This is a genomic window from Larkinella rosea (assembly GCF_003858635.1).
Taxonomy (GTDB): Bacteria; Bacteroidota; Bacteroidia; order Cytophagales; family Spirosomataceae; genus Larkinella; species Larkinella rosea.
In genome coordinates, this window is sequence record NZ_RQJO01000016.1 from 172083 (window position 1) to 192653 (window position 20571).

General features: G+C 53.2%; 13 protein-coding genes. 4 read left to right on the forward strand and 9 right to left on the reverse strand.

The annotated features are described in order from the left end of the window. Positions 1-16: 16 nt before the first annotated feature. From EHT25_RS30770 to nagB, 4 genes are all read right to left on the reverse strand, one after another. Complete coding sequence (locus EHT25_RS30770; protein WP_124879292.1) at positions 17-1237, reverse strand: hypothetical protein; 1221 nt, start codon at positions 1235-1237, stop codon at positions 17-19. 59 nt (positions 1238-1296) lie between these two features. Then, positions 1297-2442 carry an acyltransferase family protein gene (locus EHT25_RS30775; RefSeq protein ID WP_124879293.1) on the reverse strand — a complete coding sequence of 382 codons (1146 nt, stop codon included), beginning with the start codon at positions 2440-2442 and terminating at the stop codon, positions 1297-1299. Between the two features lie 30 nt (positions 2443-2472). After that, entirely contained in the window at positions 2473-3123 is a 651-nt protein-coding gene (locus EHT25_RS30780) for a transposase (protein ID WP_124879294.1), read from the reverse strand. Between the two features lie 144 nt (positions 3124-3267). Next, positions 3268-5226: a glucosamine-6-phosphate deaminase gene (gene nagB / locus EHT25_RS30785; RefSeq protein WP_124879295.1), complete on the reverse strand. Its 1959-nt coding sequence runs from the start codon at positions 5224-5226 to the stop codon at positions 3268-3270. A gap of 185 nt (positions 5227-5411) precedes the next feature. On the opposite strand from nagB, the gene EHT25_RS30790 reads away from it, so the two are divergent. The 4 genes from EHT25_RS30790 to EHT25_RS30805 all read left to right on the forward strand — a co-directional run bounded on the left by EHT25_RS30790 (position 5412) and on the right by EHT25_RS30805 (position 11910). Further along, positions 5412-6434 (forward strand): S66 peptidase family protein, encoded by a 1023-nt coding sequence (locus tag EHT25_RS30790; protein ID WP_124879296.1) that lies wholly within the window; start codon positions 5412-5414, stop codon positions 6432-6434. A gap of 204 nt (positions 6435-6638) precedes the next feature. Continuing rightward, positions 6639-9386, forward strand: a complete 2748-nt coding sequence (locus EHT25_RS30795; RefSeq protein ID WP_124879297.1) for a DUF1553 domain-containing protein — start codon at positions 6639-6641, stop codon at positions 9384-9386. A 4-nt stretch (positions 9387-9390) separates the two neighbouring features. Beyond that, complete coding sequence (locus EHT25_RS30800; RefSeq protein ID WP_124879298.1) at positions 9391-10887, forward strand: DUF1501 domain-containing protein; 1497 nt, start codon at positions 9391-9393, stop codon at positions 10885-10887. Positions 10888-10905: 18 nt separating this feature from the next. Further along, positions 10906-11910, forward strand: a complete 1005-nt coding sequence (locus EHT25_RS30805) for a glycoside hydrolase family 43 protein (protein ID WP_124879299.1) — start codon at positions 10906-10908, stop codon at positions 11908-11910. A 79-nt stretch (positions 11911-11989) separates the two neighbouring features. Here the strand turns inward: EHT25_RS30805 and EHT25_RS30810 are convergent, their stop codons facing one another. The 5 genes from EHT25_RS30810 to EHT25_RS30830 form a co-directional block, all read right to left on the reverse strand. Then, a complete protein-coding gene (locus EHT25_RS30810) occupies positions 11990-13663 on the reverse strand; it encodes a SusD/RagB family nutrient-binding outer membrane lipoprotein (RefSeq protein ID WP_124879300.1) in 1674 nt (557 codons plus the stop codon). Between the two features lie 12 nt (positions 13664-13675). Then, positions 13676-17275 carry a SusC/RagA family TonB-linked outer membrane protein gene (locus EHT25_RS30815; protein ID WP_221622351.1) on the reverse strand — a complete coding sequence of 1200 codons (3600 nt, stop codon included), beginning with the start codon at positions 17273-17275 and terminating at the stop codon, positions 13676-13678. Between the two features lie 187 nt (positions 17276-17462). Continuing rightward, complete coding sequence (locus tag EHT25_RS30820) at positions 17463-18581, reverse strand: FecR family protein (protein WP_124879302.1); 1119 nt, start codon at positions 18579-18581, stop codon at positions 17463-17465. A 91-nt stretch (positions 18582-18672) separates the two neighbouring features. Continuing rightward, on the reverse strand, positions 18673-19287 hold the full coding sequence (locus tag EHT25_RS30825) for an RNA polymerase sigma factor (protein WP_124879303.1): 615 nt from the start codon (positions 19285-19287) through the stop codon (positions 18673-18675). 188 nt (positions 19288-19475) lie between these two features. Beyond that, entirely contained in the window at positions 19476-20489 is a 1014-nt protein-coding gene (locus EHT25_RS30830) for a family 43 glycosylhydrolase (RefSeq protein ID WP_124879304.1), read from the reverse strand. Positions 20490-20571 lie beyond the last annotated feature (82 nt).

Here is a 20571-nt window from a genome sequence, read left to right on the forward strand (position 1 = left end):
AGTATCTGAAAAACCGTTAATGGAATAAAAGACCGGCAGAAAGATTGATTGACTGATAATAAGTTCGTTCCCTCGGATTCACGCCCTGTTGAGCAATACCACCGATCAGGTATTCATACCGTATTTCACCATACCAGCCCCAGCGTTTTTTCAATGGCGCTGCCAGGCCAATAGCGCCATTGAGGCCAAAAGTGACGGGTTTAGCTGCAAAAAATGGTTCTCGATAGCTATTTATAACTTTATCGTATTCGACTTCCCCGGTGAATCGGCTATTAGATTGCCATTTTATAATAGCACCAGGACCAATCGCTATATACGGTTTCCAGTTTTTTACGGGAAATGTATACCTACCCAGCAAAGTGGCCCGTATAGCCCGTATCCATAACCAGGCGTTATAAGTTGTGATTTGAATATTATCGATCTCTTCTACATGAGAGGAATAAGCTTCGGAGAAAAAACCGATGCCAGCCTGAACCGCCAATTTTTCCGATATGCGGGGTGCTTTGATCAAAAGCGTCAGAGCTGGCGTGATGGGAGTGGATTTAAAAGGGCGTAACGACGATTCAATTCTGTTAAAATAGGCTGAATTTAATCGAAAGAAAGAAATCTGGTGATTAATGCCAAGTCCCCACTCAAATGAGGTCCACGGCTTTTTCGTGGTAATCGACGGGTTCGCCTGTCCAACGCATTCGTTATACTTTGTAAATATTTCCTCCAAATTCTGACCCGTCAACTTAGCACGCTGAATGATTGACTGAACATCCGGGCAATCACTCATACGCACACTTAATAGCATAGCAAACCGCTTTACCTGAGCTACGTACGGGTTATTTTGGCGGTAAATCGTACTGTCGTAGGTAACTAATTCGCTAAATTCGTCGGAGTTAATCTGGGCATAATAACGGCTTTTGTGCTGGTAAAGTGTTGCCCGGCCTGCAACCAGTACCTGAACAAAAACAGGATTAACTGCCGAAGGAAGTTTGATGGTACGATAGTGGGGGCCATCGGCAAAACCGTACGCTGCTAACTCGGTAGGGGCGGAACAAGTGATCGCGGATTTTTGATCTAATTTATAACAGCAGGTAGTATAGCGCTGAGACGTTTCCCAATAGCGAATTACACCGTGAAGCGTATCCCCAGCAAGATTCACAGTATAACCGGAGCGATACTTTTGCTGGGCATATGTTATCTGTGCTCCTGTTAAGAGGAGCAGCAGGGCTAAGTACAAATAATTCATAAATTACGGTGGAATAATCCTACGCAAATTTATGAAAACATCTAAATTTGTATAGAATTTTAAATCTTTATTATTATCTTTTTTTGATACATCACGTATAAAATTACAAACCAGATCAATACAAACGTCAGCGCCCCGGCCAGCGACGCGTTGTACGGGCTTTCAAAATACGTCACAAAAAAGGTCTGATACAGCCACTCTTTCCCGCCCATTTCCGTTCCGTCCGGTTGCTGCGTTTTAATCATATTCAACAGGCGCGGAATCAAACCGGATAAAAAGAAAACCGTAATGGCGTTGACGCCAAACGCAACGAACGGTTTGGTCCAGCGTTGATAGCCCTGCACATCGATCAGCCAGTAGCACAAGGCCAGCGCCTGCAACGCCAGCCCCGATGTTAGCAATACGAACGAGCTGGTCCAGAGCGATTTGTTAATCGGGAAAAACCCGTTCCAGACATACGCTCCGATCAGTGACAAACAACCGGCCACAAACAGCCAGGCGGTTTTTTCGGCTTCGGATCGGTTACTCTTCAGGAGTGTTCCGGCCCGAATGCCCGACAAACCGGTGGCAACGGCGGGCAGCGTGCTCAGCAAGCCTTCGGGGTCCCAGACTTTGGCGGTTTTCCAAAGGTGTTGTCCACCGAGCAGCGTCCGGTCGAACCACGCGCCGAGGTTGGTCTCGGGGTCCAGATTGGCAGATCCAAAATCCGGCACCGGAACGAACGACATCAGCAGCCAGTAACCGACGAGCAGAATGCCGATCAGCCAGCCCTGCGTTTTGGTGTCGGTTTTGATGTAAATCAATGAGCACGCCAGATACACGAGCGCAATCCGCTGCAACACGCCCGGAATCCGGACCGTCGTCAAGTCAAACTTCGGAAACAGGTTCAGAAACAGCCCTAATCCGAACAGAATCAAACTGCGTTTTACAATTTTTCCGACCAGCCCTGCCCGTTGCTTATTCTGCAAAGCGTACGAAATCGAAACGCCGACAATAAACAGGAAAAACGGAAAAACCAGGTCCGTGGGCGTCCAGCCGTGCCAGTGAGCGTGACCCAGGGGCGCGTAAATATGCCCCCAGTCGCCGGGATTATTGACCAGAATCATGGCCGCCACGGTAATCCCCCGGAAAGTATCGAGGGACAGCAGCCGGGCCGTACCCACGGACTTTAGTCCGTGTTTTTTGGAAGTGGAGAGTTGTTCCATACTAGTCGACAATCTACAAAAAAATACGGACTAAAGGCCGTAGGTACGTTCGTTCAGAAAACTGAAAGGCCAGTCGCGCCAATCAGGTACCAAACCCGCTTTCACCGGATTCTGGAGTGTATAATTAATGATATTTTTCAACTCCTGGTCATTCCGGACAACATGATCATAACTTTCCGGTTGCCAGAACGCGCCCGAGCGTCCCAGAACTTTATTGGCCTGATAAGTATTTCCTTTTATCTGCTGTAAAACCGTAAAAAGTTGCTCGTAATTTCGGTCGATTGCCTGAATATTTCCATCTAATCCCTCCAATTGTATGGACGAATCAACGACCAAATGAACGTGATTAGGCATAATACAATATGCGATCAGATCATACTTTTCCCCGTCGTAAGATTTGATCTTCTCTGCCACGATTTCGGCAATTACCGGATTCTGAAGCCAGTTGTAACCTGACTGACAACGATCAAGAATGCCATCAATCTTGGCAAAATACCGCTTGTGTTCGTTAGCGGTTTCGTTCTGTGACGGCTGTTGAATCTGGCGGAGCGTATATTGGTGTTCTTCAATAAGTCGGCGAACGACTTCAGTCGGGAGTGATCCTTTCAGACAAAAGGTAATAAAAAAAGTTGCCCCAACATATTGCAGATGGGGCAGGTTACGGCGGTATTCAATTTTCATGACGTACCCACGGACCGCCCCGTTTAGTCCGTGACTCCATGCTATAAGACGGTAATTGCAGCATAAAGTCACACCCTATTTTGTCATTTGGGTGCCGAAAACTGACACGGACTAAACGGGGCCGCCCGGCGGTCCGTGGGTACGTTAAAAATGCCAGCGGACGAAGGCTTCCATGGCTTCGTATTCGGCCAGACCCAACTGGTTGTAAAGTCCGGCTGTGGCTTTATTGCGCTCTTCGGCCCGTTGCCAGAACTCGCGCGAATCGGTGCCCTGATATACCACGCCGTCTTTCTGTGACTGGTGTTTGAAAATACCGAGCCGTTTCCGCACCAACTGGTCGGGCGACATCGGCACCGCCATCTCGATTTCGTGAATGTCCCACTCGGCCCAGGCGCCCCGGTAGAGCCACACCCAGCAATCCTGCATGAAATCCTCGTTTTTCAACCGGCGAACGGCTTCGAAAATGGCATCCAGACAAACCTTGTGCGTTCCGTGCGGATCGGCCAGGTCACCGGCGGCATAAATCTGGTGCGGTTTTACCTTTGTGATGACGTCCATTACCACCTGAATGTCGGCTTCGCCCAGCGGTTTTTTCTCCACCTTACCGGTTTCATAGAACGGCATGTTCAGGAAGTGGGCGTTTTCGACCGGGATCCCGACAAACCGGCAGGTCGATTTTGCTTCTCCTTTCCGAATCAATCCTTTGATGTAGCGAACCTCGTCGGTGTCCATTTCGCTGCCTTTTTTCTCGCGTAGCGACTCGGCCGCATCCCGGAAAATCTGGGTCGCTTCGGGGCTGTCGATGCCGAATTTCTCGTTGAAATCCACCACGTAATCCGCGAAACGCAGGGCTTCGTCGTCGGCAACGGCAATATTTCCGGAAGTCTGGTACCCTACGTGAACCTCATGCCCCTGATCGTGCAGCCGCTGGAACGTTCCCCCCATCGAAATGATGTCGTCGTCGGGGTGCGGGCTGAAAATCAGGCAGCGTTTGCTGGCGGGCAGGGCGCGTTCGGGGCGTTTCTTGTCGTCGGCATTCGGTTTGCCACCCGGCCAGCCCGTAATGGTTTGCTGGAGTTGGTTGAAAACGTCGATGTTCAGATCGTATGCCTGGCCCACCTGAGCCAGCAAGTCGCTCATCCCGTTATCGTTATAATCTTTGTTGGTCAGTTTCAATACCGGTTTTCCCAGCGTGCGCGACAGATACGTCACGGCTTTCTTAATCATGTGGTTGTCCCACTCCACGGTATCGACCAGCCAGGGCGTTTGCATCCGCGTCAGATCCGAGGCCGCTGCCTGATCAATGACAAACAGCGCGTTCCGGTGGGTTTGGAGAAAGGATGCCGGAATGGATTCCGTCACGGTTCCTTCCAGAGCCGCCCGAATCACCGGCGCTTTGCGTTCCCCCCAGGCCAGCAGCACCACCCGCCGGGCTGCCAAAATGGAGGTGACCCCCATCGTAATGGCCTTTTTCGGCGTTTTGGCCAAACTACCGAAGTCCATGGCCGCAGCCGCCCGCGTCGAATGGTCGAGCATCATCAGGCGGGTGTGCGAATTGATCAGCGAACCCGGTTCGTTAAAACCGATGTGGCCGTTGCCCCCAATCCCGAGCAACTGGAAATCCAGACCACCGTACGATTGAATTTTTTCTTCGTAAGACCGGCTGAATTCCGCCACTTTATTGACCGGAACGGTTCCGTCGGGAATATGATAATTGCCTTCCGGAATATCGACGTGGTCGAACAACTGCTCCTTCATAAACCGGACGTAGCTCTGCAGCGAGTCGGGTTCCATCGGGTAATATTCGTCCAGGTTGAACGTCACCACGTTGTGAAAACTCAGCCCTTCTTCCCGGTGTTGCCGGATCAGTTCGGCATACACCGTTTTAGGCGACGAACCGGTGGCCAGACCCAGCACGCATAATTTGCCCTGCTGCTGTTTTTCACGGATCAGATCCGCAATTTCGTGGGCTACGGCGCGGGACGCATCTTTCGCATCGGCGTAAATATGCGTGGGAATTTTCTCGTACGTGATGGCCGATTGCACCGGCTCACCCGGTTGGCGACCCGACGTGTTTTCGATAACGGAAGGTTCAGAAATCATAACGAAATAGTAGAATGGGGTTCGTGCGGTGCGGCAAAATTCGGCATATTGATCCGTAACACCAATAAAAATATTTTAAAATTTTTTAAAAATGCCCGAATCCATTCTAAAGTACGAATTCGCTGCCTATTCTGCCTTATCTTGTACTGGTTTTTGTCTCATTTGTCCTACTGTTCCCGCCCAAGATGTCGTTTTCCCGCCGAAATTTTCTGCAAACCCTGACAGCCGCTGCGGCCACCACGGCTTTTCGCCCACCGCTTTCCGTGATCAAACCGCCCCGCCTAAAACCGGGGGACACCGTCGCGCTGGTGGGGCCGGCAGCTCCGGCTTTCACGCACGAAACGGTGCAGGTCGCGGTCGAATCGTTGCAGGTGCTGGGCTTCAAAACCGTCGTTGCCAAACACGTTTTTGATCGCTACGGCTACCTCGCCGGAACCGACGCCGACCGTGCCGCCGATCTCAACGCAGTATTTGCCGACTCCACGGTCGACGGCATCATGGCGATGCACGGCGGCTGGGGGTGTGCCCGGTTATTGCCATTGCTCGACTACAATGTGATTCGCCGGAACCCGAAAATTCTGGTGGGCTACAGCGACATTACCGCGTTGTTACTCGGAATTTACGCCCAAACCGGCTTGGTTACGATGCACGGCGCAGTAGGATCAGCTACTTTCAATCCATTCACAGTCAATTATTTCCGACAAACGCTGATGGACGCCCAGGCGGTTTTGATGGAAAATCCGCGCGACAAGGGTGATTTGCTGGCGCAGGTCAAAGACCGGGTAATGACGCTGTATCCCGGCAAAGTGCGCGGCCGTCTGCTCGGCGGAAACCTGACGGTGTTAAGTCACCTGATGGGGTCGAAATACCTGCCCGACTGGAAAAACAGCATTCTGTTTCTGGAAGACATTGGTGAAGATGTATACCGGATGGATCGCATGATTACCCAACTCAAACTGGCGGGTGTGCTCGATCAGATCAGCGGTTTTGTGTTTGGAAAATGTACCGACTGCGAACCCGGCAAAGGATACGGTTCGCTGACGCTGGAAGACGTTTTCCGCGACCACATCGTTCCCCTGAAAAAACCGGCCTATTCCGGTGCCATGATCGGCCACATCACCCATAAATTCACGGTTCCGCTGGGCATTGAAGCCGAAATCGACGCCGAAGCCGGAACGATCCGCCTGCTCGAACCGGCGGTGAAGTAACGTACCTACGGTCGGACAGCCGCTGCTGCTTCAGTCCGTGTTTTACTTTCTATCAAGAACCCTGATTTAAAAACGGACTGAAGTCCGTGGGTACGAAATGCGGAAATGTCCGGAAATTTTATAATTTTTGTAGTAGAATACAGTACATTAACTTTTTCGAACTCTTTATAAAGAGTCGATCAATAGAAACCTGAACCCTGAAGTATGAAACCTCAACTCCTGGTAGTTGGCGGGTTGGCCGTGGTGGTTGCGCTTACGCTTTCGTCGTTCCTCGGAATTTTCGAGGACAAGGTGGATTTTAATACCCAGATCAAGCCCCTGCTCAATAAAAATTGCATTGCCTGCCACGGGGGCGTCAAAAAGGCGTCGAACTACAGCCTGCTTTTTAAAAATGAAGCGCTGGCTCCGGCCAAATCCGGGAAACTGGCCATTGTGCCGGGCGATGCCGACGCCAGCGAACTGATCCGCCGGTTGACGCTCACCGACCACGACGAGCGGATGCCGCTGGAAGCACCACCCCTGAAACCGGAAGAAATCGACCTGTTGCGGAAATGGATCGACCAGGGCGCCGAATGGGGTGATCACTGGGCGTACCAGTCCGTCGAAAAACCGGATGTGCCGACAATCGGGACGTTCTGGTCAAGGCTGGGCGTCGTGGAAAACGATGAACTGAACTGGGCGAAAAACGAAATCGACCATTTTGTACTCGATAAACTCAAACTGGAAGGCTTAAAACCGTCTGCCGAAGCCGACCGCGCCACGCTGATTCGCCGGGTATCGCTCGACCTGACCGGTTTGCCGCCGACGGAAAAGGAAGTCGCTGATTTTGTGGCCGATAAATCACCCAATGCGTACGAAAAGGTGGTCGATCGCTTGCTGGCATCACCGGCGTATGGCGAACGCTGGACCGGCATGTGGCTCGATCTGGCGCGCTACGCCGACACCAAAGGCTACGAACGCGATCCGGGCCGGACCATCTGGCGGTACCGCGACTGGCTCATCAAAGCGTTCAACGAAGATAAACCGTTCAACCAGTTTACCGTGGAACAACTGGCCGGGGACTTATTACCCAATCCAACGGATGACCAGTTGATTGCGACCGGTTTTCACCGAAACACCATGACCAATGACGAGGGCGGAACGCAGGACGAAGAGTTCCGGGTGGCCGCCGTCATCGACCGCGTCAACACGACCTGGGACGTCTGGCAGGGAACTACATTTGGTTGTGTGCAATGCCACACGCACCCGTATGACCCATTTCTCAACGAAGAATATTACAAGTACATGGCGTTCTTCAACAACGCCCGCGACGAGGATGTTACGACCGAAACGCCGACCCTGCGGTTTTATAAACAGGAAGATTCGCTGAAAGTAGCGGAGTTGAACAGCTGGCTGAAAGGGCACGCAAAACAAACCCGGCAAGCACAGGACGTCATGAAGTTTGTCCGGATTACTGAACCGAAAATCAATTCGCACGATTTCGATGAATACGTCAATGCGTCGCTGATTGATGCCAAATTTTTCGGGGTTCGCGATGGGGGTTCCGGGCGAATGAAAAACATTGATCTGACGGGCAAAAACCGCCTGATCATGCAGTGGAGTACAAAGGTTAAAAAAGCCTTTTTTACCCTGCGCCAGGATAGCCTGACCGGTCCGGTTTTACTGGCCACGCCAACGCCGACCAATGGTCGCGATACTACCATGATTTTTGCGCTCCCGGCGGTTTCGGGACGACACAATCTGTACATGACGCTGGTGAATCCCGATGCGCCGAAAGACTGGGTTCAGGTCAAATGGGTCTCATTTCAGCCCGCGTTGCCGGGTCAGCCCGCGACTGAACTGGGCGAAATGGATTTGAAATTAATGGCCATCCTGAATACCCGGCCCGAAACCACGCCCATCATGCAGGACGGCGTCGGCGATCTGGCCCGCAAAACGTTTGTTTTTCAGCGCGGAAACTGGCTGGTGAAAGGCAAGGAAGTGAAACCCGACGTGCCGAAATCACTGCCGCCAATGGCGAAGGAATTACCCAAAAACCGCCTGGGTTTGGCAAAATGGATGGTGAGCCGTGAGCATCCGCTGACCGCGCGGGTAGCCGTCAACCGGTTTTGGGAACAGATGTTCGGAACCGGAATTGTCGAAACCGTTGAAGACGTGGGCACGCAGGGCATTCCGCCGACGCACCGCGAACTGCTGGATTGGCTGGCCGCCGATTTCATGGAAACCGATCAGTGGAGCGTAAAGAAACTACTGAAGAAAATGGTGGTTTCGGCCACCTATCGCCAACGTTCGGACGTTTCGCCCGCTTTGCTGGAAAAAGATCCCTTCAATAAACTGCTGGCCCGCGGACCCCGCGTCCGGCTGGCGGCCGAGCAGGTTCGTGATCAGGCGCTGGCCGTGACCGGTTTGCTGAGTAACAAACTCTATGGCCCGAGCGTGATGCCGCCCCAGCCCGATGGCATCTGGCAATCGCCCTACAGTGGCGAAAAGTGGCTGCTGAGCCAGGGCGAAGATCGCTACCGCCGGGCGCTGTACACCTACTGGAAACGCACCGCGCCGTATCCGTCGATGATTACCTTCGATAGCCCTAGCCGGGAATTCTGCCAGCTCCGGCGGTTGCGCACCAACACGCCCTTGCAAGCCCTGGTGACGCTCAACGATCCGGTGTATGTGGAAGCCGCCCAGCGACTGGCCGAAACCATGAAATTGCGCGGAAAAACGCCGGAACAGCAGATTCAGGCCGGTTTTCGGCTGGTCATGCTGCGAAATCTGGCGCCGAAAAAACTGGCGGTTTTGACCAAATTGTACCGCAATACTGAAACCTATTACCGCCAAAATCCGGAAGAAGCGCAAAAGCTATTGTCCTGCGAAGAAGCGACGCCCCAACTGGCGGCCCTGACCGTGACAGCCAATACGATGTTGAATCTGGATGAAGTGATTACGAAAGAATAAACCGATGAACAAACTCCTTAAAGAACTTCAGGAAGCGGCTTTGCAACGCGAAACCCGGCGGCATTTTCTGCACACCTGTACCACGGGCCTGGGTGCGATGGCGCTGGGATCGACACTGACCAGTTGTGGTTTTTTCGATAAAAAACAGGAACAAACTGCCGCCAACACAACGGCTCCGGGCGAACCGATGACTCCGCGCCCGTCGCAGTTTTCACCGAAAGCCAAACGGGTGATTTACATCCACATGGCCGGTTCGCCGTCGCAGTTGGAACTGTTTGATTACAAACCGGAGCTGGTGAAATACCACGGCAAAGACTGTCCGCAGGAGTTGCTGGAAGGTAAGAAATTTGCGTTCATTCGGGGTGTTCCGAAGATGCTCGGGCCGCAGGGCAAGTTTGCCCAGCACGGCCAGTCGGGCGCCTGGATTTCCGATTATCTGCCGCATTTGCAGACCGTTGCCGACGAGATCACGTTCATCAAATCGATGCACACCGACCAGTTTAACCACGCTCCGGCGCAGTTGCTGATGCACACCGGTGCCGCCCGGCTGGGTCGCCCCAGCATTGGCTCGTGGGTAACGTATGGGTTGGGGTCCGAAAATGATAATTTACCGGGATTTATCGTGCTGGCGTCGGGCGGAAAACAGCCGGATGCGGGCAAGTCGGTCTGGGGCAGCGGTTTTCTGCCAACGGTTTATCAGGGCGTGCAGTGCCGCACCGACGGCGACCCGGTTCTGTACGTTTCCGATCCGAAGGGCATGAACCGCGACATTCGGAAACAGACCATCGAAGCGATCAACGACATCAACCAACAGCAGTATGACGACGTGAAAGATCCGGAAATTCTGACCCGGATTTCGCAGTACGAAATGGCGTTCAAGATGCAGATGTCGGTGCCGGATGCGATGGATATCAAGAGCGAACCCGAATACATTCTGAATGCCTACGGTGTCGATCCCAATAAAGGCTCATTCGCGCGCAACTGCCTGTTGGCAAGGCGGTTGGTGGAACGCGGGGTGCGGTTTGTGCAGTTGTTCGACTGGGGTTGGGATACGCACGGCACCAGTAAGGACGGTTCGATTGAAACCGGTTTGCGCGATAAATGCACCTCTTCCGATCAGGCCGTTACGGCTTTGCTGAAGGATTTGAAACAGCGTGGTTTGCTCGACGAAACGCTGGTGGTTTGGGGCGGTGAATTTGGCCGTACGCCAATGCAGGAAAACCGCGACGGTCAGACGCTGCCGTTCATGGGGCGCGATCACCACCTGGATGCGTTCACGGTCTGGATGGCGGGCGGTGGTGCGAAACGCGGGTTCAGTTACGGCGAAACCGATCCGATCGGGTATTATGCCGTGAAAGACAAAGTCCACGTCCACGACCTGCAGGCCACGATTCTGCATTTGCTCGGCTTCGACCATTCCAAGCTGACGTACCAGTTTCAGGGCCGCCCGTTCCGGCTGACGGATGTCGCCGGGAAGGTGGTCAAACCGGTTTTAGCGTAGCGAATCGATCCCTATATAATGATTAAAAAAGCAGGCTGGCTGGTCGTATTGACGACGGTTTTTCTGACTCCGGTTTTTTCGCAAAACCGGATGCCGGTATTTCGGCAGGACGTTCCGCTGGATTCCATTCGGCTGAGCGACCCCTGTATTCTGGCGGATAAAAAGACATCCACGTACTACATGACCGGTACGGGCGGTTTATTGTGGAAAAGCCCGGATTTGAAAAAATGGACCGGGCCTTTTGTCGTAGCCAAAACCGACCCGGAATCCTGGATGGGCAAAGCCCCGATGATCTGGGCCGCCGAACTGCACCCGTACAAAGACAAATACTATTACTTTGCCACCTTCACCAACCGGGCGGTGAAAATCGATACGGTCGACGAAAACATCATCGAGCGCCGGGCCAGCCACGTGCTGGTTAGCGACAAGGCCGAAGGACCTTATGTGCCGATGAAAGATCCGATGTATTTGCCCGCCGACAAACCGACGCTGGATGGCACCTTCTGGGTCGATACGGACGGAAAACCGTATATGGTGTATTGTTACGAATGGCTGCAAAACCGGAACGGAACCATCGAGAAGATCGAGCTGAAACCGGATTTAAGCGGTTCGGTCGGTGAAAGCAAACTGCTTTTTAAAGCCAGCGAAAGCCCGTGGAGTCGGGAGAATTCGAAAGATAAAGACAAGGTTGGCCCGAACAAAGTGACGGACGGCCCCTGGCTATTCCGCACCGGAACCGGTCGGCTGGGCATGATCTGGACCAGTTGGATTTATGACGTGTATACGCAGGGCGTTGCCTACTCCAAAAGCGGCACGCTGGACGGCCCCTGGGTGCAGGAAAAAGAACCGATCACCCCGCCGAATTACGGGCACGGTATGCTGTTTAAGACGCTGGAGGGCAAATGGCTGATGTCCGTTCATAGCCATAAAAGTGTCAACGGTCGCACGATGCGGTATCCGCATTTATTCGAAGTAGACTTTTCGGGCGATAAACTGGTGATTGGAAAACCGTATCAGCCGTAGTGGAAGTAGAAATAAGAATATAAATAAAGGGTACAGAGAAAAAGGAAAGCCCGGTCGTATTCGGACCGGGCTTTCCTTTTTAATATGGTTTGTTGGTACCCTGAATGAGCCACATTTTGGCGTAGTGGTGATCCTTGCTCTGGCCCGCCGGAATGTAGTTGGTACTGCCCAACCGGCTTACGGCCTCATTGTAATTCGCGATGTATTTGGGGTCCAGGTTGGGGGTTGGATACATGTAACGGATCGGCAGAGCCGCGCCGAACTGGGCCACCGGACCGGTTTTCAGCGCGGGATAGCCCGTCCGTCGCCAGTCGAACCAGGATTGGACGCTGAACCAGGACGAGATCCATTTTTGCTCTAAAATCCGTTCCTGCTTGTTCCCCGCGCTGGCGTAACTGACGCCCGGTTGCGCATAATACGTTTCGAAGTTGAATCCGGTAGCGGCCAGCGCTCCTTCTTTGTCCATCGACGCCTGAACCGCCTTTTTATAGTGACCTTCCGCATCCGTAGCACCAAAAGTGCCCAGCAAGGCCGCTTCGGCCAGGATGAACTCTACCTCCGGGTAATTCATGAAATTCATCGCTACGTAAGGGTCGGTATTTTTCCGGTAGCGGTCGTGAATGAACGAAATGTAGGGATTCTGTTCGTTGGGATACACCGCCACATCATTTCCCTTGTTGTAGACGATGCCCTGCGTAATGGGCAGACCGACCGGCAAACCAACGTAAAGATTCGTATCTGCACTGGAAGCTACGCTTGGCACATAGACCACGGAATAGGTTTCCCCGAACAGGTTCGTGACGGTTTTGGTGGTTACCGCGGTCACGGTTGCATCCCATTTTCTCCGAACCGGATTGGCCCAGCGCTGCAAGCGCGGGTCTTTCAACTGCAGCAACTTGTCGACGAGCGGTTTTGCCGGTTTGGTCAGCCAGTTGAAGGTAGCCGATGCCAGCGGACCGCCGGGTTGGGCGTTGTCGGAATTGGTACCCAGAAACGCCAGGGTGGCATCGTCGGCCTTGCTGGTGAAGGCACCGGCAGACGCTTCCTTGAACTCGGTTTCCAGATTGATCCCCAGAGCCGCCATTTCCGCCTTTTTATCCGCCAGACGAAGCGCGTAACGCAGCCGCAGCGAATTGGCAAACTTCCGCCATTTAGCCCCATCTCCCTTATACATCACATCGGACGTTGCGCTCACCGCATCCTTGGCCGTCAGGTTCTGTAGCAACTCGTTCGCTTTTTTGAGGTCGGTCAGGATGCCCTTGTAGACATCCGCCTGGCTATCATACTTTGGAAAAAATGCCCCGTCGCTGGCCTTCAGGGCTTCGGAATAGGGAATATCGCCATAGATGTCGGTCAGCAACCCGAAAATCATGGACCGCATGGTCAATCCGATGCCCTGAAACAGTTTATTGTCATCCCGCACGCCGTTGTCGTAAATGATCTGCACGTTCCGCAGGATATCGTAATAACCACCCCAGCTTTCCTGCGTCCAGGCATACTGGTTCGTTTCGGCGGCTCCTTCGTTTGTTCCCGCCTGCATGTACTGCATGGCAGCCGCGATCTTGGAGCTGTTCTTACCCAGCCCAAAGACCAGCTTTCCGCTATTGACCAGTGAATAGGTAAGAACGTAGTTGGGCGACACATTTTCGGGACTGTTCGGATTTGTGTTGATCTCGGTAAGGTCCTTACAGGCGGATAACCACAGACACATCGTCGCCAGCAGGGAAATTCGTACGGCTTTTATCATTTTCATTTTTGCTTCCAATTAAAAGTCTACATTCAATTTAGCCCCGAACGAACCCGTGAAAGGCAGCACGTTGTAATACTCCACGCCCTGCGACCAGCCCACGCCGTTGGGTCGGAAAGCCCGTTCCGGATCAAGGCCTTTGATACCCGCTGCGGTCCACATGAAGATGTTGTTGGCAACAAACCCGATCGAGGCATTTTGCAGATGCAGCCGGTTGACAAAGGTTTTGGGAAGGCGATAGGTAATCGAAACTTCCCGCACTTTCACGTACGTAGCACTGTACATGTTCTTTTCGGCAAAGGGCCGATTGGCGTAGCGGTAGGCGCTGAACGGATCCAGCCATTTACTGCCGGGACCGCCCAGGTTTTCGGTATAAACCGTATTGCCATTCGCATCTTTGGTGACCAGTACGCCCGGGTTAAGGCTGGCATCCTGCACCCGCCGGCCCGCTTCCACACTTCCTTCCGGCCAGGCAAAGCCGTTGTATTCGGCATTGCGGCCACCGACCCAGCTCCCCAGGTATTTGTCCGGATTTTCTTTAATCTGCTCAGCCAGGCTTCGTTTCGGATCGTAGCTTTCCCCGGTCAGGGTTTTTTCCAGCTGACCGTTATTACCCAGGAACATCATCGTATTGGAGTAGAACGACCCACCCAGACGCCAGTCGACGTTTGCGAACAACGTTATATTCTTGTATGTGATCGACGGTTGAACGCCCATCAGGAACTTGTGGTTGAAGTTGCCGATCTTTTTCAGGTTGTTCACATCGTTGTCGGTCTGGTAAAGCCCTCCGCTGGTCACGATCGGATAGTTATAGTACGGTGAATTGGTATCTTTCACCCGCAGGATCGGGGCTGCGTAGATATCCCCCACCTGGCCCCCTTCGTACGTCCGAACCTCGGCTCCGGAGTAGGACACAAAGGAGAAATACTTGATCCCATCCGCCAGTCGGGTGATATACGTGCGGTTCCGGGTCAGGGTGAAGTTCATGTCCCAGGTAAAGTTCTCCGTTTTGATCGGCGTCGTGTACAGGGCCAGTTCAAAGCCTTTGCTTTCCACCAGTCCGGCGTTGATCTGCTTGGTGTTCGCCCCGGATTCAATGGGCGTTACAATCGACAGTACCTGGTTTTTATTTCCCCGCTGGTAGAAAGTCGCATCCAATCCAAGTCGGTTGTTCAGAAACTTCAGGTCAACACCGATCTCGCTTGAGGTAGCAATTTCAGGTTTCAGGTTCGGGTTGGTGAGCGTTCCGCCCATGTACATGCTTTTGGCCGCGCCCCAGTCGAGGGCGGTTTGGTAGATTCGGCTGTACGAGTACGGCGCGACGTCGTTACCCACCTGCGCATAACCCGCCCGTACTTTGGCGAAGCTGACCCAACGAGGCATGGTGAACATTTCCGAAGCGATCAGGCTGAGCGAAGCCGACGGATAGAAATAAGAATTGTTTCCTTTCGGCAGGGTACTGGTCCAGTCGTTACGCGCGGTCAGATCGAGGTAAACCATGTCTTTGAAACCAACGGAGGCTGATCCATACACGCCATACAGCTGCTTCCGGTTCAGCAAGCTGTTGTAGGAAACCGCTCCGGGAGCGCCATTGGAAATGTTATAAACACCGGGCACCACCAGGGCGGTTGCCGCAGTCGCCAGGCTCCGTCCGTATTGCTCCAGCCGGTTTACCCCAGCCAGTGCGTTCAGGCTCCAGTTGTCGCCAAAGCTTTTCTTGTAGCTCAGGATCAGGTCAAGGTTGGTTTCCTTGTTGTAGTTATTCGAAATCTGATAAGCTCCGTTGACGGCCTCGAAGTTGTTGTAGGCCTTTTTGGCTTCCTGAATCTCTTCGTACGAGTCACGCGAGTACCGGCCGGTGACCGAAAACGCCTTCGTGATGTCGTAATCGAGCTGAATCTTGCTCACCACCCGGTCGCGTTTAAAACCGGTGGGATTCTCGTACACCAGGTAAAACGGGTTATTCTGTTTGTCCTTGTATTTCCGCTGGGCGATGCCTTCCTGACCGGGCAGCCAGTAGTCGCGCAGGTCGTTGATGTTTACCTGAGCACCGGTTTCGTAAACACTCCGAACGACGTCATTGCGGCTTTGGTCGATGATCGGGCGGTTATTGGAACCCGATTCGGTGATGTTCATATTCACCGAGGCCCGCAGCTTGTCCGTCAGGTTGTAAGTGGTGTTCAGGGCGAGCGTCAGGCGGTATAGATCCGTATTCGGGATGATGCCGGTATTCGACATATTTCCGACCGACAACCGGAAATTTCCTTTGTCGTAATTCCCATTCACCGAAACGTTGTTCGTGTTCGTGATCCCGGTCTGGAAAAAATCCTTGAACCGGTTGGGATACGAAACCAGTGGCACTTTTTGGCCATTGCTGTTCCACAATACCCATTGCTCACCTTTATCGAGGGCCGCTCCCCAGCTTTCGTTTTCCGGTTCTTCCAGAATGTGCGCACCGGTTTTGCCCGATCCGAATTTGTTCTGAACCGGTACATACTGCAGCGGAACATCGGCCACAACTGCGGTATTCAGGGACACCCCAATCCCTTTTTTACCCCCCGCACCGGATTTTGTCGTGATCAGCACAACCCCATTACCGGCCCGTGAACCATACAGGGCTGCGGCACTGGGTCCTTTCAGGATCGATACATTGGCAATGTCGTTCGGGTTGATGTCGGAAATGGGATTCCCCATGTCGGCGCCCGCAAACCCGTTGGAGAGCTTGTTGGCGACCGGTACGCCGTCGATGACAAACAGCGGCTGGTTGTCGCCGTTCAGGGAATTGGCTCCGCGGATGATCATGCTCACCGACGACCCAACGCCCCCGCCCATCTGCGAGATCTGAACACCGGCAACCTTGCCTGCCATGGCGTTCAACACGTTATTCTGCGGAGTTTGGGTAACGGACGTGCCTTCAATCGTGCCCACGGAGTAGCCCAGTGATCGTTTATCGCGCTTGATCCCGAGGGCCGTCACAACCGCTTCCTGCAGGGTATTCACACTTTCTGTCATTACCACGTCAATCACGCTGCGGTTATTGACCGGAATCTCCTGCGTCTGAAAACCGATGTAGGAAAAGATCAGGACGGCCCCCTCGCCGTTGACGTCCAGGGAAAACTTACCCGTCGCATCGGTGGTCGTCCCCGACTGGGATCCTTTCAGGATAACATTCACGCCGGGGATTCCCGCCTTGTCGGTGTTGGACGTCACAACGCCAGTTACGGTTTTGGCCGGCGCCGTGCGCGTTTCAGCAACCGCGATGTCCATAGACCCCGATGCCTTGAGTGAAGAGCTGCTCTTTTTGAAAAGCAGGATCTGTTTTCCCTTCACCTCAAACGAGGTCTGTAACGGGCTCAGCAGTTTGATCAGCACATCGCTCAGCCGCTCGTTACGGACTGAGACGGTCACTTCCAGCGATGACTGAATTTCGCTGGGGTTATAAATAAAACGGGCGTCCGACCGGTTTTCGAGCGCGGAAAGCACTTTTTTCAGGCTCATGCCCTCCATTTGAAGGCTTACTCTTTTCTCAAGGATTTCCTGGCCACGCGCGTCGGCACCGGCAAAAGAAAGGCTGGAAAATACGAGGGCGATACAGAGCTGGAGTACCGATAGTTTCATAATCGTGCGCCAAAGGGTTTTGAAACGCTGGTTTGGGTTCATATTTCAATGGTTTTACAACACTGGATGACTGGGCAAACTACGTCGGATTACCCAGGTCAAGGTCAAGTCAACGGGAGAGAATAAAGGGGTTGGGGAGTTCATGATGGTTGCGACATCATGTTGTTTTTAGTAGATCAGGTTCTATTCATAAAGTAGGGTTTCGTGAATGATTTGCGTCTTCAGCGGGCAGTTGTTGATCGGTTTCAATGATCACCCGGCCTTCTTCAATATGGTACGTGCCTTTGATAATGCGGCAAATGAGATCCAGTTCGTCGTGCAGGCTCATCTCGGAAAAGGTTGCCGTCAACAGATAGCCGTGTATTTTTTCAGGCTCGTATTCAATGTCGATACCGTATTCTTTCTCAAGAGCCGTAAAAACGTCGGTAACGGGTGTTTCGTCGAACGAAAACCGGGGCGGGTGATACAGCTTCGCCAACCCCTGGACCCTTGATTTGGTAAACCGGGCCTTATTCTGACTGAACGTGACCTGCTCATTGGGCAACAGAACCAGTTGCCCAGCCCCCGGACGAATCGCCATTTTTTCCAGGTCTTCTTTCGCAAATACGGCCACCTTACCCGTCAGCACACTGACCGACGCCTGCTGTTCCCGCGCATACGCCACTACCCGAAAAGAAGTACCTAATACTCTGGTAATAAGCTGGTTCGAATAAACAAAGAAAGGACGCGCCGGATCCTTCACCACATCAAAGAAGGCATCGCCGTCGAGGTAAACAACCCGGTTCGACGCCTTTTCCAAAGTCGAACCGAACGAGAGCCGGCTGCCCGGTTGCAGGATGACGGTACTCTTGTCACCCAGCAGCACCGTCATCGGCCGATCCGTGTCGTTTCTCCGTTCCACCCGGGTTTCTGACGACGATGACCGGGTGGAGATTGCATTCAAAGAATCCGCCGTCGGAAACCTGTACACCAGCCAGCCCAGTCCGGCAACCAGCAGCACGGCGGCTGCCATCCTCGCCAGCACCAGGTACAACGGCCTGGCGGTTGGCGGTGCCGTTTCACGGTTCAGCTTACCAAGGGTGGCCTCCACGATCTGGTCGAGTTCAGGGTCGGAAAGCGTTTGCTTTTTTTCCGCCATCGCCAGCAAAAGCGCCCTGGCCTCCTGGACCCTTTCCGACCGGTCCGGATTGGCGACCAGCCAGTGTTGCCAGAAAGTTTCCGCCTGGGTGTCGCCGGTCAGGACCCACGCCCGGAACAGCGCGTCGGTCAGAAAATCTTCGATGGTATACTTGCGGTAATCGGTCATAGCAATGCGCTTCAATGATGAGATGCAGGGAATGCGTCTCTCATACCAGATTTTTGTATTATTTTTTTAAAATTTATGAAAGGAGCCTTTTCTAGCTCAGAAAGAGGGTTAGAAAGACGAAGAGACTGATCGTAACCGTTTTCATCCGGTCCCGCAGATTCGTGAAAGCCATTTGAATCAGGTTCGATACGGTTTGGGGAGAAATGGTCATGACCTCCGCGATCTCCTCCCGGCTAAGCTCCTGGTAGTATTTTAAGTAGATCACCTCCCGCTGGCGCTTGGGAAGGAGGTTGAGCAGATAACCCATTTTCTGGGTTCGTTCGGCCAGGCTTTCTTCTTCAATGAGCCACCATTCCGGGGAAAATTCAACGTATACATCGCTGTCTTCAGCATCCACGCTTTCAGATTGGTAGGACAGCGGAAACTTGTGAACCTCCCGGTAGATTTTACGTCGGAGCGACGAAAAAAGATAGGCTTTGACGTTGTCGGGGCAGGACAGCGTCAGTTTCCGGTTCCAGATTTCGATGAACAATTCCTGGATGCAATCCTTGAGAAATTCTTCATCCCGGATAAATTTCTGCCCGTAATTCAGCAAGGATCGGTAGTGTATCCGCATGAGTGATCCCAGTGCCTGCTCATTGCCAAGCACTAGCTCTTTCCAGAGCTGGGAATCTCGCAATCTGTTGGTCTCCGGCAGATTGGACATGGTTACTGGGTTAGCTGATGGTATCGGGTCAGAATGGGGTGGTTCCCCGGGAAGGTGTGTCTTATTTATACGTTCAATTTAGGAAAAGTACTAGTCAAAATGGTACTACGCCCGTGATTTTATTGTAAGAAAAAGTGAATGCATCGGTGGGCTGCCGTACTGAACGCATTTTTGCCGGACGGATGCGATTACGGCAGCACCGGGCGGTTTCCGTTCCAGCTTAGTTTTTGATTGGATAGCAGCCAGGTGCGGCCCTTGTCGTTGTTACCCTGGTAAAACAGGTAGGTTTGCCGGTCGCTGTCTTCAAAAATATGCGGGTGCCCGGATTCGCTGGAATTCCAGCTGCCTGGCGCCCCATTTTTCAGGAACGGTTCGGCCTGCATCCGCTCCCAGCGTACTCCGTCCTGGCTCCGGGCGACGCCAATCTGCTGCGGCCAGTTGTTATAAGCTCCGGCGTAAAACATCACCAGTTCGCCGTTTCGCTCAATCACCGAAGCTCCTTCGATGCACTCCCCTTCCCAGGCCAGTTCCGGTTTCAGAATCGGGCCTTCGGTGGACAGTTGTTGCCACTCTTCCCGGTTAAAGGATGTTTTCAACGGGGCAACGGCCACGCCCAGAAGCTGGTTTTTGTAGGCCGGGTCACGGGTGGCAAAATAGAGAAAGTACTGGTTTTTAAACCGGTATACTTCCGCATCGATCGCCCGGCCGCAGTTCCACGAACCCGTCGGGCGAAAAATAGGGTTGGTAGCGTTGCGCGTAAAATAAAGGCCATCTTCCGACCACGCGTGGCAAATCGCATCCTTCGGGCCACCGCCGTAGGTCTGGTAAAAGAGGTGTACCTTCCCATCTTTCACCAAAGCGCCGGGCGCGCAGATACCCGCTTTTTCGTAATCGGCCACGGGGGGAATTTCCCCCATTTTCTGCCAGTCGGTCAGGTTCCGGCTTTCGGCCACGCCAATGCCCCAGCCGTGCTTGACGCCACTGGAGTCGGTATAAGCAGGCACGGAAAAATACATCAGGTAACGCCCCCTGAATTTGACAACGTGCGGATCTTTGGCGTAGGGTCGGCCCAGCCGGGACTGGTCGCCGTACAGCATTTTGGGGGTATCCCGGTACCCAGCCGCCGTCGGGCGCAACCAGCCACTACCGAACAGCCAAAGTACCATCAGGCCGACGGGCCACGTAAAGGAGTATTGTTTCATCGCGCAAGAAATTTTCCAACCGGTTTTTCACCCAATCGACCGGCAAGTTAACGGTTGACGGGAATAGGTTGCAAAATACGGT

Bases quoted from the DNA above. Each gene is read 5' to 3' on its own strand.
- EHT25_RS30825 (WP_124879303.1), bottom strand. From the start codon at position 19,287: ATGTCCAATCTGCCGGAGACCAACAGATTGCGAGATTCCCAGCTCTGG.
- EHT25_RS30795 (WP_124879297.1), top strand. From the start codon at position 6,639: ATGAAACCTCAACTCCTGGTAGTTGGCGGGTTGGCCGTGGTGGTTGCG.
- EHT25_RS30815 (WP_221622351.1), bottom strand. From the start codon at position 17,275: ATGAAACTATCGGTACTCCAGCTCTGTATCGCCCTCGTATTTTCCAGC.
- nagB (WP_124879295.1), bottom strand. From the start codon at position 5,226: ATGATTTCTGAACCTTCCGTTATCGAAAACACGTCGGGTCGCCAACCG.
- EHT25_RS30800 (WP_124879298.1), top strand. From the start codon at position 9,391: ATGAACAAACTCCTTAAAGAACTTCAGGAAGCGGCTTTGCAACGCGAA.
- EHT25_RS30775 (WP_124879293.1), bottom strand. From the start codon at position 2,442: ATGGAACAACTCTCCACTTCCAAAAAACACGGACTAAAGTCCGTGGGT.
- EHT25_RS30790 (WP_124879296.1), top strand. From the start codon at position 5,412: ATGTCGTTTTCCCGCCGAAATTTTCTGCAAACCCTGACAGCCGCTGCG.
- EHT25_RS30780 (WP_124879294.1), bottom strand. From the start codon at position 3,123: ATGAAAATTGAATACCGCCGTAACCTGCCCCATCTGCAATATGTTGGG.
- EHT25_RS30810 (WP_124879300.1), bottom strand. From the start codon at position 13,663: ATGAAAATGATAAAAGCCGTACGAATTTCCCTGCTGGCGACGATGTGT.
- EHT25_RS30805 (WP_124879299.1), top strand. From the start codon at position 10,906: ATGATTAAAAAAGCAGGCTGGCTGGTCGTATTGACGACGGTTTTTCTG.
- EHT25_RS30770 (WP_124879292.1), bottom strand. From the start codon at position 1,237: ATGAATTATTTGTACTTAGCCCTGCTGCTCCTCTTAACAGGAGCACAG.
- EHT25_RS30830 (WP_124879304.1), bottom strand. From the start codon at position 20,489: ATGAAACAATACTCCTTTACGTGGCCCGTCGGCCTGATGGTACTTTGG.
- EHT25_RS30820 (WP_124879302.1), bottom strand. From the start codon at position 18,581: ATGACCGATTACCGCAAGTATACCATCGAAGATTTTCTGACCGACGCG.